Here is a 26,908-nt window from a genome sequence, read left to right on the forward strand (position 1 = left end):
TGCCCTCAGGCGCGGGTCGCCCACACGTAACGGTGTTCCGGGCGGCCCGCGTCCCCGTACTTGAGGGTGAGTCGCGCCCGCCCCGTGCGCTCCAGGAGCTTCAGATAGCGCTGGGCGGTCTGCCGGCTGACACCGGTGCGTTCCGCGATCTCCTGGGCCGACAGGGGGCCCTCGGCGTTGATCAGGGAGCGGCGGACGAGGTCGGCGGTCGTGGGGGAGTGGCCCTTGGGCAGGTCCGGCTCCGAGGGCGTGGACAGGGCGCCGAAGATGCGGTCCACCTCGGCCTGTTCGGCCTCGCCGCCGCCGTCGAGGGTGCGGCGCAGCTCCGCGTACGCCTGCAGCTTGGCGCGCAGGCCCGCGAAGGCGAACGGCTTGACCAGGTACTGCAGCGCGCCGTGCCGCATCGCCTCCTGGACGGTGGAGACGTCCCGGGCCGCCGTCACCATGATCACGTCGGTCCGGAGGCCGCGCCGCCGCATCTCCCGTACGACCGACAGGCCCGTCTCGTCGGGCAGGTAATGGTCCATCAGGACCAGGTCCACCCGTGGCAGCTCCTCGACCTGCCGCAGCGCCTCGGCCGCGCTGTGCGCCTCGCCGGCCACGTGGAAGCCCGGCACCTTCTCGACGTAGGCGGCGTTGACCTGCGCGACCCGTGTGTCGTCGTCCACGACCAGGACCTCGATCATCGCGTCTCCTCCTCGGCAGTGCGGGGGGCCGTGGGCCCGGTGAGGGCCGGCTCGACATCCGGCTCGGTGAGTGCCTCGGGCAGGACGACGGTGAACTCCGCGCCGCCTCCGCGCGCCTGATCGACGCCGGCGCTGCCGCCCTGCCGTTCGGCGAGCCTGCGCACCAGGGAGAGGCCGATCCCGCGTTCCCGATGGGCCGGTGCCTCCTTGGTGGACCAGCCCTCGGTGAAGATCAACTCTCGCTGTGCGACCGGGATTCCCGGCCCCGTGTCGCGCACCCTGAGGACGGCCGCGCGCCCTTCGGTACGCAATTCGACCTCCACGCGTGCGTGCGCCGTCCCCGCGACCGCGTCCAGGGCGTTGTCCACCAGGTTGCCGACGATCGTGACGATGCCCCGGGGATCGATCAACCGGTCCGGGAGCCATGTCCGCTCCGACACCAGCAGCGCGACCCCTCGCTCGGCCGCCACGGTCGCCTTGCCGACCAGCAGCGCCGCGAGCAGCGGGTCCTGGATCTTCTCGGTGACCTGTTCCGCGGTCGCCCTGTGGTCGCCCACCACCTCGCCGACGAACTCCATGGCGTCGTCGTACATCTCCAGCTCCAGCAGCCCGAGGAGCGTGTGCATGCGATTGGCGTGCTCGTGGTCCTGGGCGCGCAGGGCGTCGATCAGGCCGCGCGTGGAGTCCAGCTCCCGGCCCAACTGCTCCAGCTCGGTGCGGTCGCGCAGGGTGGCGACGGCGCCGCCGTCGTCGGTGGGCATGCGGTTGGCGATCAGGACGCGCTGACCGCGCACGGTGAGCAGATCGGTGCCCGTCACCCGGCCCGCCAGCACATCGGTGGTACGGCCCTCCCCGAGCGCCTCGTCCAGGGACCGGCCGACGGCCTCGTCGCCGATGCCGAGCAGCCGGTGCGCCTCGTCATTGAGCAGGCGGATACGGCCTGCGCGATCCAGGGCGACGACGCCTTCCCGGATGCCGTGCAGCATCGCCTCGCGCTCCGCGAGCAGCGCCGAGATATCGGAGAAAGCCAGGTCACGCGTCTGCCGCTGAACCCGCCGGGAGATCAGCCAGGCAGCCAGCGCACCGACGGCCAGCGCACCGCCCGCGTACGCCAGCAGCTCCGGGATCGCGTGGATCAGCCGGGCCCGGACACTGTCGTACGCGATCCCCACCGAGACCGCGCCCACGATGTCGCCGTCGCTGTCGCGCAGCGGCACCTTGCCGCGGGCCGTGCGGCCGAGGGTGCCGCTGTCGATCTGCATGACCTCCTGGCCGGCCAGGGCCTGCCCGGGGTCGGTGGACACGGTCCTGCCGACCTCGCCGGGCGTGGGGTGCGACCACCGCACGCCCCGCCAGTCCATCACCACGATGTACTCGGCCTGCGTGGCCTTCCGGATCCGCTCCGCCTCCCGCTGCACCGGTCCGTCGGCCGTCGGGGGCGTATTCACGACGTCCTCGGCGATCTGCGGCTCGACGGCAGTGGTCTGGGCGATGGCCAGCGCCCGGCGCATCGCCTGGTCGTCGAGCTGGTTGCCGAGCGGCGCGAGGAACAGTCCGGTCGCGAGCACCGCGACTCCCGCCGCGATGGCCACCTGCATCAGCAGCACCTGCGAGAACATCCGCCGCGGCAGGCCGAGGCGCAGGCGGCGCGCGGGGGGAGTGGGGCTCATACCCAAGACGGTACGTGGACGCGCCGGGGCCACCGAAGGGGGTGTGGGCTGGATCTCTTGATCCATGACCTGCATATCTTGATCGTCAGGCTGGACCCTTTGATCACGGGCTCGATCCCTTGATCAATGGTGGACGGTCCACCGTTGAACTCAGCCGGCGAGTGCCGTCGCCATCGTCAGCTCCCGCACCGCGACCACGTCCATGCGCGCGGGCGAGCCCAGCACCGAGGTTCCACAGCTCTCCGCGCGGGGCGGCAGCGCGGCACCCTGGGCGACGACGACATGCCAGTGGCGTCCGTCGGTGTGCGCGACGGTCACGGTCCAGCGCGGCGCCGTGCCGTCCATGCGGACGACGCTCAGCGCGTCCGCCGCGTACTCACCCACGGCCGTCCGCACGGCCAGCTCGGCCGCCTGCCCGGGCCGCTCCCAGGCGGAGTTCCCACGGCACCCGTCGACGACGATCCGTCCCTCCCGCGTCTGGTGCAGGATCTCCTTCACCGTGTGCGCCTCGGCCCGGCCGTAGGCGTAGCCGTACGGCAGGACGAGCAGTGTCGGAGAGAAGCGATGTCCACCCAGATGTGTGACCTCCCAGACACCTTCGACGCCGGAGGTGTCGAGCTCGGCGGCGAGGGGGCGGCCGAGGAGGGCGCAGCAGCGGTCCCGTTTGCCGTTGGTGCACACGAGCGCCAGCGGGTCGCCCGTGTGCGGGCTCGCCTGGAGCGCCGAGTCGAAGGTGCGCGGGTCGCCGTCGCCGAGCGCGGCGAAGTCGAGGTCGAGCAGCAGGCGGGGGTCACGGATCGTGGCGCCGTGCAGCCAGACGTTCCCGGGTGTGGTGTGGGCGGCGTACACCTGGCGTGCGGTGGGCGTTCCACCGTCGGCGTGGCGTCCGGGGCGGCGGATGAGCGCGATGCGCACGCCGGTGCCCTTGGTGGCCGCCTCCAGGGCGCGGCCCAGTGCGGGGTCCAGATGGCTCGAGGTGAGCGCCTTGGCACCCCACGGCCCCGGCTGCTCCAGCAGCAGCCAGGTCCTCGCGGTGGCCGCGGTGCCCGCGATGGGCTCATCGAGGTCCCGGGAGACACTTGAGCAGGTACTCACGAAGGTGAGCCTAACCTGAGTTGATCCGGTGTGGCTTCCCGAACCGCTCGTGTCCTACTCCGGCAGGGGTTGCGGCGGCCTCGGGCCCACGTAGTTACCGCTGGGGCGCATCCGCAGCGGGCGCTCGCCGTACTCCTCCAGGGCGTGGGCGATCCAGCCCGCCGTACGGGCGACGGCGAAGATCGTCTCGCCGGCGGTGGCGGGCATGCCGCCGGCGACGGTGAGTACGGCCAGCGCCAGGTCGACATTGGCGTGCAGCGGGGTGTGGCGGGCGGTCGTGGCGACGATGTCGCGGGCCGCCGCGAGGGGGGACTCGGCCTGCGGGATCTCCTCAAGCAGACCGAAGAGCACACGCGCGCGTGGGTCTTCGCCGGGGTAGAGCCGGTGACCGAGGCCCGGGATGCGGCGGCCGGCCCGCAGTTCCTCGGCGATCACCGGGGCCGCGTCGCCGCGGTCGAGGACGTCCAGCAGCATTCGGTGGGCGAGGCCGCTGGCCGCGCCGTGCAGGGGGCCCTCCAGGACGCCCAGGCCCGCGGAGACGGCCGCGTAGGCGTGGGCGCGGGCGGACGCGGCGACGCGTACGGCGAGCGTCGACGCGGCGAGGTCGTGGTCGACCAGCAGGGCCAGTGCCGTGTCCAGGGTGCGCAGCGACGCCTCGTCCGCCTCACGGCCACTGAGCCGGGCCCACAGCCGGTGGGCCAGCGGGCCCGCGTCACGATGGTCGCGCCGGACCGGCGGCAGGGCGGCGACGAGCGTGGGGATGAAGCTGCGCGCGGTGCCCAGAACGGCGTTCTCGGACAGGTCGAAGCGCAGCGGGTCCGCGATCGAGGCGGCGACCGCGGCGACCCTCAACCGGTCGGTGGGGCCGGTGTGCTGGGGCAGGGCGTCGACGGCGCGGCGGGCGGCGGCGACCGTGGCTTCGGGCGCCGTGAAGGCGATGCCGGGGCGCAACTGCCCCGTCCACAGCCACTCGGCGACTTCTTCGTAGGAGTGGCGGACGGCGAGTTCGGTCGCGTCGACGCCCCGGAAGTAGTACCGGTCCGTGTCGATGAACGTGATCCGGGTACGCACGGACAGCTCACCTCCGGAGCCCGAAGTCCCGCTGCTCTCCCGCCGGTTGCGCCGGGCCAGCGCCTCGACCTCCTTCGCGTCGAAGGTGCTGCCCCGGCCGCTGGGCACACGTTGACTGCTGAGCTGACCGCGGCTGACGTACGCGTACACGGTCTCGGGCTTCACGCCGAGCAACTCGGCGGCCTCTTTGGTGGTCAGCCGCTGGGTCGTGTGACCGGGGTCGGGCTCTTGATCGCGCATGGGGGTCACCGTATCCGCTGGACAACACATTGACGCTTGCATTGATTTAATCAATATTGACAGGCATTGAGTCAAGCATGGACAGTCGAATCAAGTCCAGGGAGGAAATCATGTCCGTCAACAGGTCGGCCACTGCTCTTGTCGAGGCGCCGCGCGGGCTCGCCGGCGTCGTCGTCACCGACACCGCCATCGGCGACGTCCGGGGCCTTGAGGGCTTCTACCACTACCGCCAGTACTCCGCCGTCGAACTCGCGCAGACCCGCGGCTTCGAGGACGTGTGGCATCTGCTGGTCCACGGTGAACTGCCGGACGCCGAACGGGCCGCGGCCTTCGCCGCCCAGACCGCGGCGCTACGGCGCCTGCCCGACGAGGTGCGCGCCGTCCTGCCCGCCATCGCCACAGCGAGCACCGGTGCCGGCGGATCCGGACCACTGGCCGGCATGCGCACCGCGCTGTCGCTGCTCGGTGCGGTGAAGGGCTTCCGGCCGCTGTACGACATCGCCGGGGACGAGCGCCGCCGGGACACGCTCGCCGCGGCGGCCGCCGTACCGACGCTTCTCACGGCGCTGTACCGGCTGGGCGAGGGTCTTGACCCAGTAGAGCCACGCGAGGACCTGTCGTACGCGGCGAACTACTTGTACATGTTGACGGGCTCAGAACCCGACCCGATAGAGACCAGGGCGATCGAGCAATACTTGATCTCAACCATTGACCATGGATTCAATGCATCAACCTTCACGGCACGAGTGATCGCCTCCACCGGAGCGGATGTCGCGGCCTGTCTCGTGGGAGCGGTCGGCGCGCTCTCCGGCCCCCTGCACGGCGGCGCCCCCAGCCGGGCGCTGGACACCCTGGACGCGATCGGCACCCCCGACCGCATCGACCCCTGGATCCGCGAACGCGTCCTCGCCGGCGACCGCATCATGGGCTTCGGTCACGCCGTCTACCGCACGGAGGACCCCCGCTCCCGCATGCTCCGCGACATCGCGCAGCGCTTCGGCGGCCCACGCGTCGACTTCGCCGTACAGGTGGAGCGCCAAGTGGAGACGATCCTCGCCGAGCTGAAGCCCGGCCGCGAACTCCACACCAACGTCGAGTTCTACGCAGGCGTGGTCATGGAACTCTGCGGTCTGCCCCGCGAGATGTTCACCCCCACCTTCGCGGCGGCCCGAGTCGTCGGCTGGAGCGCCAACATCCTGGAGCAGGCGGAGGACCGCAAGATCATCCGTCCGGCGGCTCGGTATGTGGGGCCGGGGGCACCGGTGGCGGTGCCGACGGCGTGACGGGCCTGCCTCGGTCCGCAGTACAGGACTGGTAGTGCTTCGTCATGCGGGCGGATCGCCCCCGCCGGTCTCGGCGATGGCGCGCTCGAACAGCCGGAACATGCGCCCCTCGTCCGAGTCGGCAGGCAGGGATGCCTTGAGGGAACGTGACGCGGCCCAGTAGCTGCGGAAGGCCGGGCTTCTCACTATGTCCCGGGCCTCGTGGAGGAGATCTTCCTCCGACCGGTCGCCCCACTGGAAGGCGAGCAGGAGGTGGCTGTAGGTCAGATTGGCGAAGAGGTGCTGCCTGATGACCGCATGGGGCTGACCCGGGAAGTCGTTCCACACCTCGGCGAGGGCGGGGTCCTCCATCTGCATCTGGGTGAGCTGCACATGGAGACCGCGCAGGTCGGCTGCCGCACTCCGGCGGAGTTCCGCCCGCGAGGCGGCCAACTCCTCACGTTGGAGGGCGAGTTCCCTGCGCTGAAGTTGCAGCTCACGCTGCTGGAAGAGGAGCGTGGTGACCAGCAGAAGCAGGGCGAGGCCGGAGAAGACGGCGCTGACTGCGCCGAAGTAGTCGCCCAGCATGCTGCGTTCGGTGGCCGTCTGCCGGTCCCCGTTGGCCCGTTCCACCCCGTCGATGAGCCAACCACTGACGACGACGGATGCGGCGCCCACCAGGGCCACTCCCGCTCCGGCCGTGGCCAGCCAGGCACAGACCCTGACCGCTGATCGCCATGCGGGAACTCCTGCCACGCACGCCTCCCCCCGGATCGGCCCGGACATCCTGCCCGCGGCCCGCGAAGGGAAAACGCCGAGCAGGAACGGGCTGAGCGCAGAGAGGGCCTGCCGCACGATCACGGCAGGCCCGGAAACCGCTGCGGTGCCGGATCCGTCGGGCCCTGGAGGCCTCAGGCGGCCTCAAGGCCCGACAGGGCGCTGAGGAGTGTGTACCCCGGTACGACGACCAACGTCTTGCCCGAGGCCAACCGTCGTTGCCGGCTCATCGCATTCTCATGCCTTCCGATGATGGCGATGCGGCCGTCGGACAGCTCCAAGGCAGCGGGACATGTCCGCCCCGTGGCGCATCGCAGGCCTGCAGCAGGCGAGTCGATGCGACGGACTATGCGGAGAGGGACGGGTTCTTTCATGTCGACGTCCTATGGGAGGCGTTACGGGTGGGGGGCCGGGTCGATCGGCGTGGGCGCGTGGCGTGGGCTCAGGAATCGGGGATGTCCCGCTTCGCGCGGAGGAGCGTCTCGCGAGTGATCACCACGATCCGCTCGTACTCGGCGCGTCCTGCGTCCGGCGGTAGCTTCCCGTCGAGTTCCTCGGTGACGTCCGTTCCGATGACGGCGAAGTCACCGTCCTCCAACTCGAAGATGTCCGGGCAGGTCTGGCCGGACGCGCTTCCGCGCTCGCGAGGGGTCGCACCGAGTCGGCGCACGATCTTCACAGGGGGATACCGCCTTATGGCTCTGAGTGATGGTTGCCCTCCGAGCCTGGCCTGACTGTCTGGGGTGTGCCGACAGGGCGAAGTCTCCGAACGCGCTGGTGTCCGTCGGAGTGCCCGGAGAGGGCAGCGACAAGATAGCGAGTTTCGGCGCGCGAGTGGCTGCAGATGTGCGCAGGCGAGTGAGTGAAGTGAAGAACGCGCTGTCAGGGCGCCTCCGGAGGTGTCCCGACCACCCACCACTCTTCGGTGTCGGACTCGGCGAGATCCTGGATCAGCTCGTCCATCATGCGCCCGAGGGCGAACTCCTCCGATGCGCTGGGAAGGCTTTTCCGGTGGTGGCGCGTCGCCTCCCAGTACTCGCGGAACAGCGCGTTCTGGCAAATGACCCGCAGATGCCCGTGGAGCTCGGCCCGGCTGAGGGCGCCGATCCGGTGGAAGTGCAGGGCGTTGATGTAGAGGGCGTTGGCGAACAGGAACTGGCGCTGCTTGTCCAGGGGGATCTCGGTCTCGTAGGTGTCGAGAACCGCGGTGAGGGCAGGATCGTCCATGGCCTTGCAGAGCAGGGTCAGATGGAGCCGATGCTGTTCACGGAGCGCTGCTTTCTTGTGGTGGCGCGTGCCCGCGGCGGCCAGGGAGTGGCTCATGGCCGCAACCCCTGCCCGCACGGCAGAACCGATCCTCCGTATGCCAAAACTCTGTGTGGCCATGTCAACCCCCGATTCAGGCGGCCGTCCGCCGGTCGTCGGGGTGCGGGTCGACTGTAGGGGACCGGCGAGCGGTGGGCGGCGCTTGCCGTCTCCCAGGGTGCCGAGCGGCTCTGATCGGCAGGGAGGCGGAGAGGAGGCGCACGGAGGGAAGCGAGGGTCGCACAGTCCGGCGCCATGCCCAACGTCTGCCCCGCAAGTGCTGCTAACAATCGTTCACTTCGCGCGGTTTCTTTCGGCTCGTATCCTGGGGCGGCATTCATTCTTCGTACGGGCGCCGGATTGCGAGCCGGTGCACGCGTCGGTGAGAGAGAGGTCGCTCGTTGGTCCCGAGCAGCACGTCGCAGCAGATTCCGGTCGTCGTCCTCGCCGGCTTCCTCGGCTCCGGCAAGACCACGCTCCTCAACCATCTCCTCCACCGCAGCGGAGGCAGCCGTATCGGAGCGATCGTCAATGACTTCGGGGCCATCGAGATCGACGCCATGGCCGTGGCCGGCGCGCTCGGCGACTCGACCGTCTCCCTCGGCAACGGCTGCCTGTGCTGCGCCGTCGACGCCAGTGAACTCGACCTCTACCTGGAACGCCTCGCCGCCCCCTCCGCCGGCATCGACGTCATCGTGATCGAGGCCAGCGGCCTCGCCGAGCCGCAGGAACTGGTCCGCATGGTGCTCGCCAGCGAGCATCCGGGGATCGTCTACGGCGGTCTCGTCGAGGTCGTCGACGCCGCCGAGTTCGACGACACCCGTGCCAAGCACCCCGAGATCGACCGGCATCTCGCCCTCGCCGACCTTGTCGTCGTCAACAAGCTCGACCGGGCCGCGGATCCGGAGCGGCTCCTCACGCTCGTCCGTGAGCTCGCCGGTCGCGCCTCCGTCGTTCCCGCCACCTACGGCCGTATCGACCCCGAGTTCCTCTTCGACTGCCGGCCCAGCGAAGAACGCGTCGGGCAGCTGTCCTTCGACGACCTGCATGAGCACGATGACCATGACGGGCATCTGCACACCGGGTACGACAGCGTGTCGTTCGTCGCCGAGCGCCCCCTCGATCCGCGCTCGCTCATGAGCTTTCTCGACAGCCGTCCCGAGGGGCTCTACCGGATCAAGGGGTACGTCGACTTCGGCCCGCACGACGCCCTGAACCGGTACTCCGTGCATGCCGTCGGGCGGTTCCTCCGGTTCTACCCGGAGCCCTGGGCGGCGAACGGCGAGCGGCTCACCCAGCTCGTCCTCATCGGCTCCGGCATCGACGCGACCGCCCTCGCCAAGGAACTCCAGGCGTGCGAGAGCGATGCCCCCCATGCCGACGAACCTGGCATGTGGGGCGTCCTTCGCTACGTACAAGGCGCCGCGGACGAGCCCGCTTAGACCGGGCCCGCCACCACTAGACCGGGCCCGCCACCACCGACACCGTCTTCGCCAGGGACACACCCGAGCCGTCGCGGCGCGGGTCCATCTCCGGGAGTTCGGCCGGGGTGCCGTTCTTCTGCGCCGCCCGGGCCGGAGCGGGGCCCGCCCAGGCCAGGGAGAGACAGTCCTCGCCCTTGAGGAACCGCTGGCAGCGGACACCGCCGGTGGCGCGGCCCTTGCGCGGGTACTGGTCGAACGGGGTCAGCTTGGCCGTCGTCTGGACCGAGTCGTCCAGGGTGCCGCGCGAGCCCGCGACCGTGAACACCACCGCGTCGACCGCCGGATCCACCGCCGTGAAGGAGATGACCTTCGCGCCCTCCGTCAGCTTGACGCCAGCCATACCGCCCGCCGGGCGGCCCTGCGGACGCACCTGCGAGGCCTGGTAGCGCAGCAACTGGGCGTCGTCCGTGATGAAGACGAGGTCCTCCTCGCCGGTGCGCAGCTCCACCGCGCCGACGATCCGGTCGCCCTCCTTGAGGGTGATGACCTCCAACTCCTCCTTGTTGGACGGGTAGTCGGGCACCACGCGCTTGACGACACCCTGCTCGGTGCCGAGCGCCAGACCGGGGGAGGACTCGTCCAGCGTGGTCAGGCAGACCACCGTCTCGTCGCCCTCCAGGGAGACGAACTCCGTCAGCGGGGCGCCGCCCGAGAGGTTCGGCCGTGCCGCCGTCTCCGGCAGCGTAGGCAGGTCGACGACGTTGATCCGCAGCAGACGGCCCGTGGAGGTCACCGCGCCGACCTCGCCACGGGCGGTGGCCGGCACCGCCGAGACGATCACATCGTGCTTGGAACGCTTCGCGTCGCCGTCCTCCGCGAACGGGTCGCCGTTCGCCGTACGGGCCAGCAGGCCCGTCGAGGACAGCAGGACCCGGCACGGGTCGTCGGCCACCTGGAGCGGAACCGTCGCCGCCGTGGCGCCCGCCGACTCCAGCAGGACCGTACGCCGCTCGGTGCCGAACTTCTTGGCCACCGCGGCCAGTTCGTTGGAGACCAGCTTGCGCAGCTCCGCGTCCGACTCCAGGATCCGGGTCAGCTCCGCGATCTCCTCGTTCAGCCGGTCCTTCTCCGCCTCCAGCTCGATGCGGTCGTACTTGGTGAGCCGGCGCAGCGGGGTGTCCAGGATGTACTGCGTCTGGATCTCCGACAGCGAGAAGCGCTCCATCAGGCGCTCCTTGGCCTGCGCGCTGTTCTCGCTGGAGCGGATCAGCCGGATGACCTCGTCGATGTCGACGAGGGCGGTGAGCAGACCCTCCACCAGGTGCAGCCGGTCGCGCCGCTTGGTGCGGCGGAACTCGCTGCGGCGCCGGATGACCTCGAAGCGGTGGTCGAGGTAGACCTCCAGGAGCTCCTTGAGGCCGAGGGTGAGGGGCTGGCCGTCGACCAGGGCGACGTTGTTGATGCCGAAGGACTCCTCCATCGGCGTCAGCTTGTAGAGCTGCTCCAGGACCGCCTCCGGCACGAAGCCGTTCTTGATCTCGATGACCAGGCGCAGGCCGTGCGCGCGGTCGGTGAGGTCCTTGACGTCGGCGATGCCCTGGAGCTTCTTCGAGCCGACCAGGTCCTTGATCTTGGCGATGACCTTCTCGGGGCCGACCGTGAAGGGCAGCTCGGTGACGACCAGGCCCTTGCGGCGCGCCGTCACGCTCTCCACGGACACCGTCGCGCGGATCTTGAACGTGCCGCGGCCCGTCTCGTACGCGTCCCGGATACCGGTCAGGCCCACGATCCGGCCGCCGGTGGGCAGGTCGGGGCCCGGGACGAGCCGCATCAGGGCGTCCAGATCCGCGTTCGGGTGGCGGATCAGATGGCGGGCGGCCGCGATGACCTCGGCGAGGTTGTGCGGCGGCATGTTGGTGGCCATGCCGACCGCGATGCCTGACGAGCCGTTGACCAGGAGGTTCGGGAACGCGGCGGGCAGCGCCACCGGCTCCTGCTCCTGGCCGTCGTAGTTGGGCGCGAAGTCGACCGTGTCCTCGTCGATCGACTCCGTCATCAGGCTCGTCGCGGCGGCCTGACGGCACTCGGTGTACCGCATCGCGGCCGGCGGGTCGTCATTGCCGAGCGAGCCGAAGTTGCCGTGGCCGTCGACCAGGGGGACGCGCATCGAGAAGGGCTGCGCCATGCGCACCAGCGCGTCGTAGATCGACGCGTCGCCGTGCGGGTGCAACTTACCCATGACCTCGCCGACCACGCGCGCGCACTTCACATAGCCGCGGTCGGGGCGCAGGCCCATCTCGTTCATCTGGTAGACGATGCGGCGGTGCACCGGCTTGAGGCCGTCACGGGCGTCCGGCAGGGCGCGGGAGTAGATGACCGAGTACGCGTACTCGAGGAAGGAGCCCTGCATCTCGTCGACGACGTCGATGTCGAGGATCTTCTCCTCGTACGAGTCGTCGGGCGGCGGGGTCTTCGTGCTGCGGCGGGCCATCGCTGCCAAGGCTCCTTTTTCTGTGCGCTCACCTACGGGGCGCTCATGCTGACGCGTGAACTGGATCTGACGCGGACCATTGTGGACCGCGGCACTGACAACCCGGACCAGGACCCGGCGTCGGCCGTCCGGCCCGGCGCGGAGGCGGACCTCCGCTCACGGCTGCCCGCAGGCTACGCGATCCGCTGTCGGCATCCGCTGTCGGCGTACGCAGCCCGGGAACTTCGCCGAGGCCCTGCACGCTTGCATACAGTGGCAGGACCGGCAGGAAAACCGCGGTTTCTTCGACCGCGGACGCGATCGAAGGGACGTACATGCCCATGGGTCACACGGCCACAGCCCAGGCAGGCTCCGGCGGCCTGACAGCGACCGAGCACCGCCTGGCCAACGGCCTGCGCGTGGTGCTCTCCGAGGACCACCTGACCCCGGTCGCTGCGGTGTGCCTCTGGTACGACGTCGGCTCGCGCCACGAGGTCAAGGGGCGTACCGGTCTGGCTCACCTTTTCGAGCACTTGATGTTCCAGGGCTCCGCCCAGGTCAAGGGCAACGGCCACTTCGAGCTGGTGCAGGGCGCCGGTGGCTCGCTCAACGGCACCACCAGCTTCGAGCGCACCAATTACTTCGAGACCATGCCCGCCCACCAGCTGGAGCTCGCCCTCTGGCTGGAGGCCGACCGCATGGGCTCGCTGCTCGCCGCCCTGGACGACGAGTCGATGGAGAACCAGCGGGACGTCGTGAAGAACGAGCGCCGCCAGCGCTACGACAACGTCCCCTACGGCACGGCCTTCGAGAAGCTGACCGCTCTCGCCTACCCCGAGGGCCACCCCTACCACCACACGCCGATCGGCTCGATGGCCGACCTGGACGCGGCGACCCTGGAGGACGCGCGCGCGTTCTTCCGCACGTACTACGCGCCGGGCAACGCGGTGCTGTCGATCGTCGGCGACATCGACCCGCAGCAGACGCTCGCCTGGGTCGAGAAGTACTTCGGCTCCATCGCCTCCCACGACGGCAAGCCCACCCCGCGCGACGGCTCGCTGCCGGAGATCATCGGCGAGCAGCTGCGCGAGGTCGTGGAGGAGGAGGTCCCCGCGCGGGCGTTGATGGCCGCCTACCGCCTCCCGCACGACGGCACACGCGCGTGCGACGCGGCCGACCTGGCCCTGACCGTCCTCGGCGGCGGCGAGTCCTCCCGCCTCTACAACCGTCTCGTACGGCGCGACCGTACGGCCGTCGCCGCCGGGTTCGGCCTGCTGCGGCTGTCCGGAGCGCCCTCCCTGGGCTGGCTGGACGTGAAGACCTCCGGTGATGTCGAGGTCCCGGTGATCGAGGCCGCCATCGACGAGGAGCTCGCCCGGTTCGCCGAGCACGGCCCGACGGCCGAGGAAATGGAGCGCGCCCAGGCCCAGTTGGAGCGCGAGTGGCTGGACCGGCTCGGCACCGTCGCGGGCCGCGCCGACGAACTGTGCCGCTACGCCGTCCTGTTCGGCGACCCGCAGCTCGCCCTCACCGCCGTCAAGCGCGTGCTGGAGGTGACGGCCGAGGAGGTCCAGGAGGTCGCCAAGGCCCGCCTGCGCCCCGACAACCGCGCGGTGCTGGTCTACGAGCCGACCGTCCCCCCGGAGACCGTCGAGGAGCCCACCGAAGACCTGGAGTCCGCGGCCACCGTGGAAGCGACCGACGAGAACGAGGAGACGGTGAAGTGACCGAGCTCGCCACGATGGAGTTCCACCCCCAGCCTCAGGCGGGCGAGCCGAAGGTCTGGGCCTTTCCGGCGCCCACGCGCGGGGCCCTCGACAACGGTCTGACGGTCCTGCGCTGCCACCGCCCCGGCCAGCAGGTCGTGGCCGTCGAGGTGCTCCTGGACGCGCCGCTGGAGGCCGAGCCGGCCGGTCTGGACGGCGCCGCCACGATCATGGCGCGGGCCTTCTCGGAGGGCACCGACAAGCACACCGCCGAGGAGTTCGCCGCCGAGCTGGAGCGCTGCGGCGCCACCCTCGACTCGCACGCCGACCACCCCGGTGTACGGCTCTCCCTCGAAGTTCCGGTCTCCCGCCTGGCCAAGGCGCTCGGTCTGCTCGCCGATGCCCTCAGGGCGCCCGCGTTCGCCGACAGCGAGGTCGAACGGCTGGTGCGCAACCGTCTCGACGAGATCCCGCACGAGCTGGCAAACCCCTCCCGGCGCGCCGCCAAGGAGATCTACAAGCAGCTGTTCCCGGCGGCCGCGCGCATGTCGCGCCCGCGCCAGGGCACCGAGGAGACGGTCGCGGCCATCGACTCCGGGGCCGTACGCGCCTTCTACGAGCGGCACGTCCGCCCCGCCACGGCCACCGCCGTGGTCGTCGGCGACCTCACCGGCACCGACCTCGACGCCCTCCTCGCCGACACCCTCGGCTCCTGGACCGGCTCCTCGGCCGAGCCGCGGCCCGTGCCCCCGGTCACCGCCGACGACACCGGCCGCGTCGTCATCGTGGACCGCCCCGGAGCCGTCCAGACGCAGCTGCTGATCGGCCGCGTCGGCCCCGACCGGCACGACCGTGTGTGGCCCGCGCAGGTCCTCGGCACGTACTGCCTCGGCGGCACCCTCACCTCCCGCCTGGACCGCGTCCTGCGCGAGGAGAAGGGCTACACCTACGGCGTGCGCTCCTTCGGGCAGGTCCTGCGCTCCGCCCCCGACGGCACCGGCGCCGCGATGCTCGCCATCAGCGGCTCCGTCGACACCCCCAACACCGGTCCCGCCCTCGAGGACCTGTGGAAGGTGCTGCGCACCCTCGCCGAGGGCGGGCTCACCGACGCCGAGCGGGACGTCGCCGTACAGAACCTCGTCGGGGTGGCGCCGCTGAAGTACGAGACGGCCGCCGCAGTGGCGAGCACCCTGGCCGACCAGGTCGAGCAGCACCTGCCCGACGACTACCAGGCCACGCTGTACCGCCGGCTCGCCGCGACCGGCACCGTGGAGGCCACCGCGGCCGTCGTGAGCGCCTTCCCGATGGACCGTCTGGTGACCGTTCTGGTCGGTGACGCGGCGCAGATCAAGGAGGCCGTCGAGGCCCTCGGAATCGGTGAAGTCACCGTCGTGACAGCCGAGTAGACACACCCTCGGATGTGAACGCGCGGCCACGCGCGTGTGGGGCCCTGGTGATGGAAGCGTCACCAGGGCCCCTTTATGTCCGAATTGAGGGAGAGGTTGCCTGTCTGACCTGTGGCATGCGCTACAAAAGCCGCGATCCGTTTGGGGATTGAAAGTTGTCCCGTTTAGCGTCGTCCGGGCTGTCCGTCAGGCAGTGCGCCGCATCCGCGGCACCGGACAGTCATCGCCGAGTCCCCGTACGGCGCGAGCCAGGGGAGCCGGGGACCCACCCAAGTCCCTGGGGTGAATCGGACGCCCGCGTGTGAGCGAGGGCGGCCGTAGGAGACCTTCCTGCTCCGAACCCGTCAGCTAACCCGGTAGGCGAGAAGGAAGGAAAGGACCAGCCACTTCATGGCGTTCACGCGCGCCACCGGGAAGCACCGTCGTCCCAGCAGGATGCAGCGCACCACCGCCCGCGCGGCGGGCGTCGCGGCCCTCACCACCACCGGCGTCGTCGGCACCCTCGCGAGCCCCGCGCTCGCCGCCGAGGCCGCCGCCGAGCAGACCGGTCTCACCCCCGTCATCACCATCGGCGACTCGGTCGCCGAACAGATCGACGCCCAGGCTGTAGCCCAGCAGCAGGCGGCCGACGAGGCGGCGGCGAAGAAGAAGGCCGAGGAGGCCGCGCGCAAGGAGGCCGCCGAGGCGGCCAAGAAGGCGCGCGAGGCCAAGGAGCGCGCCGCCCGCGAGGCCGAGCGCAAGCGCCTGAACACCTTCGTCTCCCCGATCTCCGGCTCCTACGTGTCGACGAGCTACCAGGCCGGCGGCGCCGTCTGGTCCTCCGGCAGCCACACCGGCATCGACTTCCACGCCTCCAGCGGCACCTCCGTCCGCTCGGTCGGCATGGGCACCGTCGTCGAGGCCGGCTGGGGCGGGGCGTACGGCAACCAGATCGTCATCAAGATGCACGACGGCACGTACACCCAGTACGGCCACCTGTCGTCCATCGCCGTCTCGGTGGGCCAGAGCGTCACCCCGGGCCAGCAGATAGGCCTCTCCGGCGCCACCGGCAACGTCACCGGGGCGCATCTGCACTTCGAGGCCCGTACGACCGCGGAGTACGGCTCGGACATCGACCCCGCCGCCTACCTCCGCTCGCACGGCGTGAACGTCTGACGACACCCGCCACGCTTCCGAGACCCCGGCTCCCCGAGCCGGGGTTTTTCGGTGTTTACGGGGCCCCGTTGTCCAAAAAATATCCATGGATTCCGGCCCGCCATCGGAAATTCCGGCTCACTGCAATAGAGTCACTGAACACACGTCCGTCGTCGACGTTTCACGGGGATTAAAGCGGAGGTCGGTCATGCGTATTCCGGCGCACTCGGTATGCACGGCGATCCGGGACGACATCGTCGCCGGTGTCTACGAGCGCGGCAGCCGACTCACCGAGGAACTGCTCGCGCGCCGCTACGGCGTCTCGCGCGTCCCCGTCCGGGAGGCCCTGCGCACGCTGGAGGCGGAGGGCTTCGTGGTGACCCGGCGGCACGCGGGCGCGTGCGTCGCGGAACCGACCGAGCAGGAAGCCGGTGACCTGCTGGAGATGCGCTCGCTGCTGGAGCCGCTCGGCGCCGCCCGGGCCGCCCAGCGGCGCACCGAGGCGCATCTGAAGGTGCTGCGCGGTCTGGTGAGGCTCGGTCAGGAGCGGGCCAGAAGGGGCAACAGCGAGGATCTGCGCTCCCTGGGCGGCTGGTTCCACGAGACGCTGGCCCAGGCCTCCGGCAGCCCCGCCCTGACCTCGATGCTGACCCAGCTGCGGCACAAGATCGCCTGGATGTACGCGGTGGAGGCGTCGGCCAGCCCCGCGGAGGCCTGGGTCGAGCACGGGGCGATCGTGGACGCGGTGGCGCGCGGGGACAGCGAGCGCGCGCGGGCGATCACCGCCGTGCACACCGAGCGCTCCAGCGGTACGCACCGGCTGCGGTTCCCCTCCGGCGGGGAGCGTGTGAGGAATTCGCAACATCCCGTAAACATGTCGGGCCTGCGGCATTAACATGCGCACCGTATACAAAGAGGGTGTAATTCCCGGGGGACTATTTTCGCTGCCCGGAAGTGGAAAATGCGAAGGGCCCGCCCGGTAATTCGGACGAGCCCTTCGGGGAAGCGGCGAGTGCCGCGCCCGGCAATTACTCAGACGGTCTCGGGGAGCTCTTCGAGACCCTCGGAGACCAGCTTCGCCAGACGGTCGAGGGCGGCGTCCGCACCCTCGGCGTCGGAGGCGAGCACGATCTCCTCGTTGCCCTGGGCGCCCAGGCCCAGAACAGCCAGCATGGAGGCCGCGTTGACGGGGTTGCCGTCGACCTTGGCGATCGTCACGGGGACGCCTGCGGCCGTGGCGGCTCGGACGAAGATGGAGGCGGGGCGGGCGTGGAGGCCCTCGGCCCAGCCGACGTTGACGCGGCGCTCAGCCATGTGATGCTGCCCTTCAGGTTCTCAGGTTGTCTAGACCAGTGTTCCACAACGTGAAGCGTGCCCGGTACGGACCTTCGTCCCGTCCCGTGTGGTCGTCGGACCGCGGCCTCGATCCGACACTCGTCCTCCACAGACTGCCTCGCGCCGTTGTCGGACGCGAGCCGTACTCTGGGCCCCATGCAGAGCGCGTCGGACCGGCACGAGTACCCCGCCCACTGGGAAGCCGACGTGGTGCTGCGCGACGGCGGCACCGCACGCATCCGCCCCATCACCGTTGATGACGCCGAGCGCCTGGTCAGCTTCTACGAGCAGGTCTCGGACGAGTCGAAGTACTACCGCTTCTTCGCGCCCTACCCGCGCCTGTCCGCCAAGGACGTCCACCGCTTCACGCACCACGACTTTGTGGACAGGGTGGGACTCGCGGCCACGATCGGCGGCGAGTTCATCGCAACCGTACGCTATGACCGCATTGGTGCCGACGGGCTGCCCGCCTCCGCCCCCGCGGACGAGGCCGAGGTCGCCTTCCTCGTCCAGGACGCCCATCAGGGACGCGGGGTCGCCTCCGCGCTGCTCGAACACATCGGCGCGGTCGCGCGCGAGCGCGGGATCCGCCGGTTCGCCGCCGAGGTGCTGCCCGCCAACACCAAGATGATCAAGGTGTTCACGGACGCCGGGTACACCCAGAAGCGCAGCTTCGAGGACGGCGTAGTCCGCCTGGAGTTCGACCTGGAGCCGACCGACCGCTCGCTCGCCGTGCAGCACGCGCGCGAACAGCGCGCCGAGGCGCGGTCCGTCCAACGGCTGCTGGTCCCCGGCTCCGTGGCCGTGATCGGCGCGGGCCGTAACCCGGGTGGGGTGGGCCGCAGCGTCCTCGACAACATCCGGGAGGGCGGGTTCCAAGGGCCGCTCTACGCCGTCAATCAGGCGTTCCCCGACGAGCTGAAGGAGCTCGCCGGGGTACCCGCCTACCGCTCGGTGCGCGACATCGACGGCCATGTCGACCTCGCCGTCGTCGCCGTGCCCGCCGAACAGGTTCCCGAGGTCGTCACCGAGTGCGGTGAGCACGGCGTCCAGGGGCTGGTCGTGGTCTCCGCCGGGTACGCCGAGAGCGGGCCCGAAGGGCGTGACCGCCAGCGCGAACTCGTCCGGCACGCGCGCGCGTACGGCATGCGGATCATCGGGCCGAACGCCTTCGGGGTCATCAACACCTCGGCGGACGTACGGCTGAACGCCTCGCTCGCGCCCGAGATGCCACGCCCCGGGCGGATAGGGCTGTTCGCCCAGTCCGGCGCCATCGGCATCGCCCTGCTGTCCCGGCTGCACCGGCGCGGCGGCGGGGTCACCGGGGTCACCGGTGTGTCCACCTTCGTCTCCTCCGGGAACCGGGCCGATGTGTCCGGCAATGACGTCCTCCAGTACTGGTACGACGACCCGGACACCGATGTGGCCCTCATGTACCTGGAGTCCATCGGCAACCCGCGCAAGTTCACCCGGCTCGCCCGGCGGACGGCGGCGGCGAAGCCGCTGGTCGTGGTGCAGGGCGCGCGGCACGGCGGGGCGGCTCCGCAGGGGCATGCCGTACGGGCGACGCGGTTGCCGCATGCCACCGTGTCGGCCCTGCTGCGGCAGGCCGGGGTGATCCGGGTGGACACGATCACCGAGCTCGTCGACGCGGGGCTGCTGCTCGCCCGCCAGCCGCTGCCGGCCGGTCCGCGCGTGGCGATCCTCGGCAACTCCGAGTCCCTGGGCCTGCTGACGTACGACGCGTGCCTGTCCGAAGGGCTACGGCCGCTGCCGCCGCTGGACCTGACGACGGGAGCTTCGGCGCGGGACTTCCGGGCGGCGCTGTCGCGAGCGCTGGCCGACGACACCTGCGACTCCGTCGTGGTGACCGCGATCCCGGCGATCGGGGAGCCGTCGCCGGGGGACGCGGTGCTGGCGGAGGCACTGCGGTCGGCGGCGGAGGAGGTGCCGGGGAAGCCGGTGCTGGTGGTGCATGTGGAACTGGGCGGGTTGGCGGAAGCGCTGTCGGCGGCTGCCAGTACGGCACCGGGCGCCGCGGTCGAGGCGGGGCCGGTCGAGCAGCCCGGCGCTCACGGGGTGCCGGCCTTCGATGGGCCGGGAGCCGCCCTGGGCGGCACGCATGCCCGCGGCCTGGTGGAACAGGCCGGCTCCGGCAAGGCGGAGGCACCTGACGAAGACGCGCGCGAACCCCGCCTCATCCCCGCCTACCCCGCCGCCGAGCGAGCCGTCCGTGCCCTCGCCGAAGCCGTGAAGTACGCCCAGTGGCGGCGGGAAGCCGCCGAGCCCGGGCGAGTGCCCGAGTACGAGGACATCGACGAGCGGGGAGCGGCCGCGCTGATCGATGGGCTGCTGGCGAGGGGGCAGGGGCTCACGCTCGGGTCCGAGGAGACCTGTGAGCTGCTCGGGACGTACGGCATTCACGTGCTGCGGGCCCTTCCCGCGCCCACTCCCGACGACGCCGCCGAAGCCGCCCGGGCCGTCGGTTACCCCGTCGCCCTCAAGGCCACCGCCCCGCACCTGCGACACCGCGCCGACCTGGGGGGCGTACGGCTGGATCTCGCGGACGAGGAGCAACTGCGGCGGGCGTACGCCGAGTTGGTCGAGCTGTTCGGGAAGCCGGAGGAGCTGCGGCCGGTCGTGCAGGCGATGGCTCCGCGCGGGGTGGACACCGTCGTACGGGCCGTGATCGACCCGGCGGCCGGTGCCGTGCTGTCGTTCGCGCTCGCCGGGGCCGCGTCCCAGCTCCTCGGGGACATGGCGCACCGCCTGATCCCGGTCACCGACCGCGAGGCGACCTCCCTGGTGCGCTCGATCCGGACGGCGCCGCTCCTGTTCGGCTGGCGAGGTTCGACCCCGGTCGACACCCCCGCACTGGAGGAGCTGCTGCTCCGGGTGTCGCGCCTGGTCCACGACCACCCCGAGGTCGTCGCCGTGACCCTGGAGCCGGTCGTCGTCGCCCCGCACGGTCTGACCGTGCTCGGCGCCACCGTACGGCTGGCCCCGCCGCCCGCCCGCGACGACCTCGGCCCGCGCACGCTCCCCGCCTACTGAGGGGCGCGAGCGGTCCCTCGCAGTCAGTGGGCCCCCGTAGGATGGGGGCCATGGCCAAGACCAGTACGACGACCCAGGGGCTGCGAGCGGCGATCGAGCGCAGCGGCTACTACCCGGCCCTCGTGGCCGAGGCGGTGGAGGCCGCCGTGGGCGGCGAGCCCATCCGGTCGTACCTGGTCCACCAGGAGACCACGTTCGATCAGAACGAGGTGCGGCGGCATGTCACCGTGCTGGTCCTCACCGACAACCGCTTCATCGTCAGCCACACCGACGAGCAGGCCGCGGACACCACCTCCCCGACCCCGTACGCCACGACCTCCACGGAGTCGGTCAAGATCGGCCGGATCTCGTCGGTCGTGCTCAGCCGGGTGGTCGCCAACCCGGAGTCGTACACGCCGGGCACGCTGCCCCGCGAGGTCGTGCTGACCATCGGCTGGGGCGCGGTCTCCCGGATCGATCTGGAGCCGGCCGCCTGCGGCGACCCCAACTGCGAGGCCGACCACGGCTACACGGGCAGTTCCACCGCCGACGATCTCAGCCTGCGTGTCAGCGAGGCCGGCGACGGCCCGGAGACGGTCCGCCAGGCGCTCGCCTTCGCGCAGGCGCTCTCCGAGGCGACCGCGGACACCACCCGATAATGGCCCAGCCTGTTTGGGAGCACGACCCGCAACCGCTGCCCCTCGACTCCGCCCCCCTCCCCGAGTACGGCACGGGCTCGCTCGCCGATCTGCTGCCCACGCTGGCCGCCGGCATGGACGTACCGGGCATGACCGCCGCGATCAGTGAGCTGGCCCCGGCCGACCGGAACTGCGTGTTCCTGATCGACGGTCTCGGCTGGGAGCAGCTGAAGGAGCACCCCGAGGAGGCGCCGTTCATGACGTCGCTCCTCGCCAGCTCCCGCGGCGGCACGGGACGGCCGCTCACCACAGGCTACCCGGCGACCACCGCGAGCTCCCTCGCCTCCGTCGGCACCGGACTGCCGCCCGGGGCGCACGGGCTGCCCGGGTACACCGTGCGCAATCCCGCGACCGGTGAGCTGATGAATCAGCTGCGCTGGCAGCCGTGGACCGCGCCGCGGCCCTGGCAGCCGTACCCCACCGTCTTCCAGATCGCCCACAACGCGGGTGTGCACGCCGCGCAGGTGTCGTCGCCGGCCTTCGAGAACACCCCGCTGACCAAGGTGGCGCTGAGCGGCGGCACCTTCCACGGGCGGCTCAGCGGCGAGGAGCGCATGGACCTCGCGGCCGAGCAACTGGCCGCAGGTGACCGCTCCTTGGTCTACACGTACTACGCCGAGGTGGACGGCGCGGGCCATCGCTTCGGCGTCGACTCGGACATGTGGCGCGGCCAGCTCATGTACGTCGACCGGCTCGTCCAGCGCCTCGCCGAGCAGCTGCCGCCGCGCACCGCGCTCTACGTCACCGCCGACCACGGCATGGTCGATGTGCCCTTCGACGAGCAGCACCGGATCGACTTCGACGAGGACTGGGAGCTGCGCGCCGGGGTCGCCCTGCTGGGCGGCGAGGGCCGCGCGCGCCATGTGTACGCGGTGCCGGGCGCCGAGAGCGACGTCCTGACCTGCTGGCGCGAGGTGCTCGGCGAGCAGTTCTGGGTGGCCTCGCGGGAGGAAGCGATCGCGGCGGGCTGGTTCGGCCCGCACATCGACGAGCGGGTGTACGCCCGGATCGGCGACGTCGTCGCGGCCGCTCGCGACGATGTGCTGATCATCGCCTCCGAGCGGGAGCCGAAGGAGTCGGCGATGGTCGGCAACCACGGCTCGATGACCCCGGCGGAACAGCTGGTTCCGCTGCTCGAAGTACGCTCCTGAAGCCAAGCCCCGTACGACCCTGTTGCCGAAAGGTGCTCAACACCCCATGCCCGAGCTGGTGTTCTTCTCCGGAACGATGGACTGCGGGAAGTCGACGCTGGCTCTCCAGATCGAGCACAACCGCTCGGCGCGCGGCCTGGTCGGCATGATCTTCACCCGCGACGACCGCGCGGGCGAGGGCAAGCTCTCCTCACGCCTCGGCCTGGTCACGGACGCGGTGGAGGTCGAGGACGGCCAGGACCTGTACGCGTACCTGGTGGACCACTTGTCCCAGGGCGGCCGCGCGGACTACGTCATCGCCGACGAGGCGCAGTTCCTGGCCCCGGAGCAGATCGACCAACTCGCGCGCGTGGTGGACGACCTGGGCCTGGACGTCTACGCCTTCGGCATCACCACCGACTTCCGCTCCAAGCTCTTCCCCGGCTCCCAGCGCCTGGTGGAACTGGCCGACCGCGTCGAGGTCCTCCAGGTCGAGGCCCTGTGCTGGTGCGGCGCCCGCGCGACCCACAACGCCCGCACGGTAGGCGGCGAGATGGTGGTCGAGGGCGCCCAGGTTGTCGTCGGCGACGTCGACCAATCAGACACCATCGGCTATGAGGTCCTCTGCCGCCGCCACCACCGCCGCCGCATGACAGCAGCCACGGCAAGGGCAGCGGCACTGTCCCCGGATGTTCTGCCGGTGCCGTCGGCCTAGCGGGCCTTGGGGACCTTCCATTCGCCGGTGTCGTCGGCGAAGCCGCTGTTCATCGTGTATTGGACGGTGACGACGCGGGATCCGTCGGGCACTTCGAAGGTGAGGAAGCCGACAGCCTTGGCTCCGGGCCGGATCGTGACGCTGCCGGGGAACTCGGCCCCGGCGGTGGTGGCGTGGAGGACCGACGCGTCGAAGCGCTGATCCTTCTGGTCGATCACCTCCGCGCCGAACGATGGCGCGTCGGTGTACTCGACTGTGCCCGTGTTCTTCATGCGGAACTGGACGGCGACGAGATGGTCGCCCTCGTCCGGCTTGAAGATCGAGTTCTCGGCACGTGCCGGATCCACGACTTTGGTCACGGTGACGTCCAGCTTCTCCCCGTCCTGGAGGCCCGTGAGGCTCAGGGTGTCCCCGACCTTCCCGTCGGACGACAGAGGGGCCAGAGCCAGAGCCGAGCCCGCCAACACGGAGGCCAACAACGGTGCGGTACGACGACGCATCGCTCCTCCCGATCACTCGCGCGGAGCGGCTGATGTCTCCAGGATCCGCCCGGCCCGTCCCCCCGGCGAGCCGGGAGGTTCAGGGCCTGCTCTGGAGCAGTGAGAACCTCGCGCCCTCCGGGTCTGCCACTGTGGACATGCGGCCCAGGGCGCTGTCGTGTGGGGGTTTGAGGATGTGGCCGCCCAGGGTGACGACTTGGGAGGTTGATTCGTCTGTGTCGGCCACCTCGAAGAAGGTCATCCAGTGGGGGCCCCGGTCGCGGGGGAGGGTCTGGCCGAGGCCGAGGATTGCGGCGATGGTGCGGCCGGCCAGGTGGAGGGTGACGTAGTCGAAGTCCGCTGAGGCGACTGCCTGCTGTTCGTGGCCGAATACCGTCTCGTAGAACTTGGCCACGCCGGCCGTCTCGAAGGTCAGCAGCTCGTTCCAGACCGGTGTGCCGGGGACGCCGGTGAGGGCGATGCCGAGGTGGGCCGCGGCCTGCCAGACGCCGAAGACGGCGCCGGAGGGGTCGGAGCAGATCGCGAGGCGGCCGGCCTCGGCGGCGTCCAGGGGGCCCACCCCCACCGTGCCACCGCACAGCCGTACCGTCTCGGCCGTCAGGTCCACGTCCGTCGAGGCGAAGTAGGGCGTCCAGGCGATGGGCAGATGGCGGTCCGGCGGCAGTTGGCCGATGCCGGCCACCTCTTTCCCGTCGAGCAGCGCCCGTACATACGGGCCGAGCTGCTGCGGTCCGGGCCGGAACTCCCAGCCGAACAGCTCCCCGTAGAACTCCTGGGTCGCGGCCAGCCCGTGCACCATCAGACTCACCCAGCAGGGCGAGCCGGGCGCGTGCCGAGCGTGCGCTTCGCCGTTCAGGCCGGCCGACCCCCGTGCCTCGGTCATCGTCACTCTCTCCTCGGCCCCTCGCGGTGGCCGCCTCGATTCCGCTCTCCGGACCCCGGTGCCGATGCTCGCACCACCCGTGGTGCCGCGCGTCCCGGGCGCGCCGCCGTACCGCGCTGTGCCCGGAGGATGCCCGGTGTGCCGTTTCTCGTCCGTCTCCGTGTGATTGCCCACGGGTGTCGATCGGCTGTACAGCATGTGCCCGATCCCGTACGCCTCGTGATCGGGGCTGTCCGGCCGAGCAGAGTAGCCGGACCTGGACGTTGCGGCCACCCCGTACGCGAGGATGGTGGCCATGAACGCCATCATCTCCGCAACCGAACTCGCCGGCGACCTGGCCGGACTCCGTGCGCCGGTGCTGCTCGACGTCCGCTGGCAGTTGAGCGTGGCTCGAGCGGCGGGCGAGCCGCCCTTCGACGGAAGGGCCGAATACGCGGCCGGACACCTCCCCGGCGCGGTCTTCGTCGACCTGGACGAAGAGCTCGCCTCCGCACCCGGTACGGCGGGCCGGCATCCCTTGCCGGACCTCGCCGACTTCGGCGCCGCGATGCGCCGCGCGGGCGTCACGGCCGGGCGCCCGGTGGTCGTGTACGACGGCGGACAGGGCTGGGCGGCGGCACGCGCGTGGTGGCTGTTGCGCTGGACGGGTCACCCGGATGTGCGGGTCCTCGACGGCGGATTGCCGACCTGGGACGGGCCGCTGGAGACCTCGGTGCCGACCCCGGAGGAGGGCGATTTCCAGCCGAACCCGGCATCGGCGGGCCTGCTCGACGCGGACGGCGCCGCGGCGCTCGCCCGCTCCGGGCTGCTGCTGGACGCTCGCGCGGGTGAGCGCTACCGGGGCGAGGTGGAGCCGATCGACCGGGTCGGCGGACATATCCCGGGCGCCGTGTCCGCGCCGACCAACGAGAACGTCGCCGCCGACGGCCGCTTCCTGCCCGCCGAGGAACTGCACGCGCACTTCAAGGCCCTCGGCGCCGAAGACGACACGGCTGTGGGCGTGTACTGCGGTTCGGGTGTCTCCGGGGCGCACGAGGTGCTGGCGCTTGCGGTCGCGGGCATCCCGGCCGCGCTCTACGTGGGCTCCTGGTCGGAGTGGTCCTCGGACCCGGAGCGGCCCGTTGCCGTGGGACCGGATCCGCAGTAGCCGGGCAACAGGAAAGGGCCGCACTCACTCAGGGAGCGCGGCCCCGTCCTCGTCCGACGAACTACTCCTGCTTCTTCCGCCGCGTCCCGAACACGATCTCGTCCCAGCTCGGGACCGCCGCTCGGCGGCCCGGGCGGACGCCGTCGGCCTCGGCCTGGCGGTCGGTCGAGCCGATGAGCCGGTCGCGGTGGCTGCCCACGGAGCGGGGCATCAGGACGTCCGCGTAGGCGGAACCGGCCGAGGCCGCGGGCGCCGGCGGTTCCTCCGCCGCGGGCTCGGCGGCGGGGGGCTCCTCCGGCGGCGGGGTCTCCGACGGCCGCTCCGGTACGACGAGGTCGCCGCGGAAGCTCGGGACGGCCTCCAACAGGCTGGTCAGGGAGTCCCGTTCGCTCACGGTCTCCTCGACCGGCTCGGGAGTCGGCGCCGGCAGGCTCGGCCGCTCCCGGTCGAGGGAACGGTCCAGCGGGCGGTCGCGCGGCAGCCGGGCGATACGCGGGACGAACGGAAAGCTGGGCTCGGCAGCGGCGAGGTCCTCGGACTCGCCGATCAGCGAGCGCGCCTCCTCGTCGACGGCCTGGACGAGCCGCCGGGGCGGGTCGTACGTCCAGCTCGCCGAGTGCGGTTCGCCCGCGACCCGGTAGACCAGCAGGACCTCCCAGGTGCCGTCGTCGCGGCGCCAGGAGTCCCACTGCACGGTGTCCTTCTCGGCGCCGCGCAGGGTCAGTCGCTCCTGGACCGCCTCGCCGAGCTGGGGTCCGGCGTTCTCACCGGGGCGGCGGACCGGGGTCTTGCGGGCCCGCTCGGCCATGAAGGCACGCTCGGCCAGGACGGGGCCCTCGAAGCGACGGACGCGGTCGACGGGAATGCCCGCCATCTGCGCGACTTCCTCCGCCGTGGCACCCGCGCGTATACGCGCCTGGATGTCACGGGGGCGGAGATGGCTCTCCACCTCGATCTCGATCTGGCCGAGGCGGGGACGGTCGCCGCGCACGGCGGCACGGAGCCGTTCGTCGATCGGAAGCGTGTACTCCGTTGCGTCGGCAGCCTTCAGCACCAGCCGTGTGCCGTCATTGGAGACGGCCACGACACGCAGTTCGGGCATGGGGACCTCCCGGGTGGTGCCTGCCGACGTCACGTGCGTCGCTGCTTCCGCTAGTCGAGTGTGGCCTGCCCGGGTGCAGCCTGCCACAACCTTGCCGAGTTGCCCGGCGTGTCGGGCAC

The 26,908-nt window shown here is 71.1% G+C and carries 23 protein-coding genes and 1 riboswitch; of the genes, 11 read left to right on the forward strand and 12 right to left on the reverse strand.

The window, feature by feature from the left end; all coding sequences use genetic code 11:
- Nucleotides 1-5: 5 nt before the first annotated feature.
- The 4 genes from OHT76_RS31610 to OHT76_RS31625 form a co-directional block, all read right to left on the reverse strand.
- The gene (locus tag OHT76_RS31610; protein ID WP_328874248.1) at nucleotides 6-686 is read right to left on the reverse strand and encodes a response regulator; all 681 of its coding nucleotides are present in this window, start codon (nucleotides 684-686) and stop codon (nucleotides 6-8) included.
- Nucleotides 683-2,356, reverse strand: a complete 1,674-nt coding sequence (locus OHT76_RS31615; RefSeq protein ID WP_328874249.1) for a sensor histidine kinase — start codon at nucleotides 2,354-2,356, stop codon at nucleotides 683-685. Before OHT76_RS31615 ends, OHT76_RS31610 begins: the two co-directional genes overlap by 4 nt.
- A gap of 150 nt (nucleotides 2,357-2,506) precedes the next feature.
- A complete protein-coding gene (locus OHT76_RS31620) occupies nucleotides 2,507-3,451 on the reverse strand; it encodes a sucrase ferredoxin (RefSeq protein ID WP_328874250.1) in 945 nt (314 codons plus the stop codon).
- A 54-nt stretch (nucleotides 3,452-3,505) separates the two neighbouring features.
- Nucleotides 3,506-4,762 (reverse strand): citrate synthase, encoded by a 1,257-nt coding sequence (locus tag OHT76_RS31625; RefSeq protein WP_328874251.1) that lies wholly within the window; start codon nucleotides 4,760-4,762, stop codon nucleotides 3,506-3,508.
- Nucleotides 4,763-4,872: 110 nt separating this feature from the next.
- On the opposite strand from OHT76_RS31625, the gene OHT76_RS31630 reads away from it, so the two are divergent.
- Nucleotides 4,873-6,045: a citrate synthase/methylcitrate synthase gene (locus tag OHT76_RS31630; RefSeq protein WP_328874252.1), complete on the forward strand. Its 1,173-nt coding sequence runs from the start codon at nucleotides 4,873-4,875 to the stop codon at nucleotides 6,043-6,045.
- 42 nt (nucleotides 6,046-6,087) lie between these two features.
- Here the strand turns inward: OHT76_RS31630 and OHT76_RS31635 are convergent, their stop codons facing one another.
- The 3 genes from OHT76_RS31635 to OHT76_RS31645 all read right to left on the reverse strand — a co-directional run bounded on the left by OHT76_RS31635 (nucleotide 6,088) and on the right by OHT76_RS31645 (nucleotide 8,124).
- A complete protein-coding gene (locus tag OHT76_RS31635; RefSeq protein ID WP_328874253.1) occupies nucleotides 6,088-6,780 on the reverse strand; it encodes a DUF6082 family protein in 693 nt (230 codons plus the stop codon).
- A gap of 463 nt (nucleotides 6,781-7,243) precedes the next feature.
- Nucleotides 7,244-7,480: a hypothetical protein gene (locus OHT76_RS31640; RefSeq protein ID WP_269662080.1), complete on the reverse strand. Its 237-nt coding sequence runs from the start codon at nucleotides 7,478-7,480 to the stop codon at nucleotides 7,244-7,246.
- 203 nt (nucleotides 7,481-7,683) lie between these two features.
- Nucleotides 7,684-8,124: a DUF6082 family protein gene (locus OHT76_RS31645; RefSeq protein ID WP_328874254.1), complete on the reverse strand. Its 441-nt coding sequence runs from the start codon at nucleotides 8,122-8,124 to the stop codon at nucleotides 7,684-7,686.
- 383 nt (nucleotides 8,125-8,507) lie between these two features.
- Between OHT76_RS31645 and OHT76_RS31650 the strand changes: the two genes are divergently transcribed.
- The gene (locus OHT76_RS31650; protein ID WP_328874255.1) at nucleotides 8,508-9,548 is read left to right on the forward strand and encodes a CobW family GTP-binding protein; all 1,041 of its coding nucleotides are present in this window, start codon (nucleotides 8,508-8,510) and stop codon (nucleotides 9,546-9,548) included.
- A gap of 16 nt (nucleotides 9,549-9,564) precedes the next feature.
- On the opposite strand, the gene OHT76_RS31655 is transcribed toward OHT76_RS31650, so the two are convergent.
- A complete protein-coding gene (locus OHT76_RS31655) occupies nucleotides 9,565-12,021 on the reverse strand; it encodes a DNA gyrase/topoisomerase IV subunit A (protein ID WP_328874256.1) in 2,457 nt (818 codons plus the stop codon).
- A gap of 314 nt (nucleotides 12,022-12,335) precedes the next feature.
- Between OHT76_RS31655 and OHT76_RS31660 the strand changes: the two genes are divergently transcribed.
- The 4 genes from OHT76_RS31660 (at nucleotide 12,336) to OHT76_RS31675 (ending at nucleotide 17,141) form a co-directional block, all read left to right on the forward strand.
- Complete coding sequence (locus OHT76_RS31660) at nucleotides 12,336-13,727, forward strand: M16 family metallopeptidase (protein WP_328874257.1); 1,392 nt, start codon at nucleotides 12,336-12,338, stop codon at nucleotides 13,725-13,727.
- Nucleotides 13,724-15,112, forward strand: a complete 1,389-nt coding sequence (locus OHT76_RS31665) for a M16 family metallopeptidase (RefSeq protein WP_328874258.1) — start codon at nucleotides 13,724-13,726, stop codon at nucleotides 15,110-15,112. Before OHT76_RS31660 ends, OHT76_RS31665 begins: the two co-directional genes overlap by 4 nt.
- Before the next feature lie 214 nt (nucleotides 15,113-15,326).
- Nucleotides 15,327-15,489, forward strand: a riboswitch (cyclic di-AMP (ydaO/yuaA leader).
- A gap of 13 nt (nucleotides 15,490-15,502) precedes the next feature.
- Nucleotides 15,503-16,267: a M23 family metallopeptidase gene (locus tag OHT76_RS31670; RefSeq protein WP_328874259.1), complete on the forward strand. Its 765-nt coding sequence runs from the start codon at nucleotides 15,503-15,505 to the stop codon at nucleotides 16,265-16,267.
- A 187-nt stretch (nucleotides 16,268-16,454) separates the two neighbouring features.
- On the forward strand, nucleotides 16,455-17,141 hold the full coding sequence (locus OHT76_RS31675; RefSeq protein WP_328874260.1) for a GntR family transcriptional regulator: 687 nt from the start codon (nucleotides 16,455-16,457) through the stop codon (nucleotides 17,139-17,141).
- A 137-nt stretch (nucleotides 17,142-17,278) separates the two neighbouring features.
- Here the strand turns inward: OHT76_RS31675 and OHT76_RS31680 are convergent, their stop codons facing one another.
- Nucleotides 17,279-17,560, reverse strand: a complete 282-nt coding sequence (locus OHT76_RS31680) for an HPr family phosphocarrier protein (RefSeq protein WP_328874261.1) — start codon at nucleotides 17,558-17,560, stop codon at nucleotides 17,279-17,281.
- Nucleotides 17,561-17,737: 177 nt separating this feature from the next.
- Here OHT76_RS31680 and OHT76_RS31685 point away from each other — a divergent pair, with 177 nt between their 5' ends.
- The 4 genes from OHT76_RS31685 to OHT76_RS31700 are packed head-to-tail and all read left to right on the forward strand — an operon-like array spanning nucleotide 17,738 to nucleotide 23,157.
- Nucleotides 17,738-20,635 carry a bifunctional acetate--CoA ligase family protein/GNAT family N-acetyltransferase gene (locus OHT76_RS31685; protein ID WP_328874262.1) on the forward strand — a complete coding sequence of 966 codons (2,898 nt, stop codon included), beginning with the start codon at nucleotides 17,738-17,740 and terminating at the stop codon, nucleotides 20,633-20,635.
- Between the two features lie 41 nt (nucleotides 20,636-20,676).
- Complete coding sequence (locus OHT76_RS31690; RefSeq protein ID WP_328874263.1) at nucleotides 20,677-21,273, forward strand: DUF5998 family protein; 597 nt, start codon at nucleotides 20,677-20,679, stop codon at nucleotides 21,271-21,273.
- Nucleotides 21,273-22,463 carry an alkaline phosphatase family protein gene (locus tag OHT76_RS31695; protein ID WP_328874264.1) on the forward strand — a complete coding sequence of 397 codons (1,191 nt, stop codon included), beginning with the start codon at nucleotides 21,273-21,275 and terminating at the stop codon, nucleotides 22,461-22,463. The genes OHT76_RS31690 and OHT76_RS31695 overlap by 1 nt, the downstream gene beginning before the upstream one ends.
- A gap of 46 nt (nucleotides 22,464-22,509) precedes the next feature.
- Nucleotides 22,510-23,157 (forward strand): thymidine kinase, encoded by a 648-nt coding sequence (locus tag OHT76_RS31700; protein ID WP_250071171.1) that lies wholly within the window; start codon nucleotides 22,510-22,512, stop codon nucleotides 23,155-23,157.
- Here the strand turns inward: OHT76_RS31700 and OHT76_RS31705 are convergent.
- Complete coding sequence (locus OHT76_RS31705; protein ID WP_328874265.1) at nucleotides 23,154-23,657, reverse strand: DUF4352 domain-containing protein; 504 nt, start codon at nucleotides 23,655-23,657, stop codon at nucleotides 23,154-23,156. The two genes, OHT76_RS31700 and OHT76_RS31705, sit on opposite strands and share 4 nt — an antisense overlap.
- 79 nt (nucleotides 23,658-23,736) lie before the next feature.
- Nucleotides 23,737-24,540, reverse strand: coding sequence for a VOC family protein (locus OHT76_RS31710; protein WP_328874266.1), 804 nt, complete (start codon nucleotides 24,538-24,540; stop codon nucleotides 23,737-23,739).
- Between the two features lie 295 nt (nucleotides 24,541-24,835).
- On the opposite strand from OHT76_RS31710, the gene OHT76_RS31715 reads away from it, so the two are divergent.
- Entirely contained in the window at nucleotides 24,836-25,687 is an 852-nt protein-coding gene (locus OHT76_RS31715; protein ID WP_328874267.1) for a sulfurtransferase, read from the forward strand.
- A gap of 61 nt (nucleotides 25,688-25,748) precedes the next feature.
- Here the strand turns inward: OHT76_RS31715 and sepH are convergent, their stop codons facing one another.
- Nucleotides 25,749-26,789, reverse strand: a complete 1,041-nt coding sequence (sepH, locus tag OHT76_RS31720; RefSeq protein ID WP_328874268.1) for a septation protein SepH — start codon at nucleotides 26,787-26,789, stop codon at nucleotides 25,749-25,751.
- Nucleotides 26,790-26,908 lie beyond the last annotated feature (119 nt).

It is taken from the genome of Streptomyces sp. NBC_00287 (assembly GCF_036173105.1).
GTDB lineage: Bacteria > Actinomycetota > Actinomycetes > Streptomycetales > Streptomycetaceae > Streptomyces.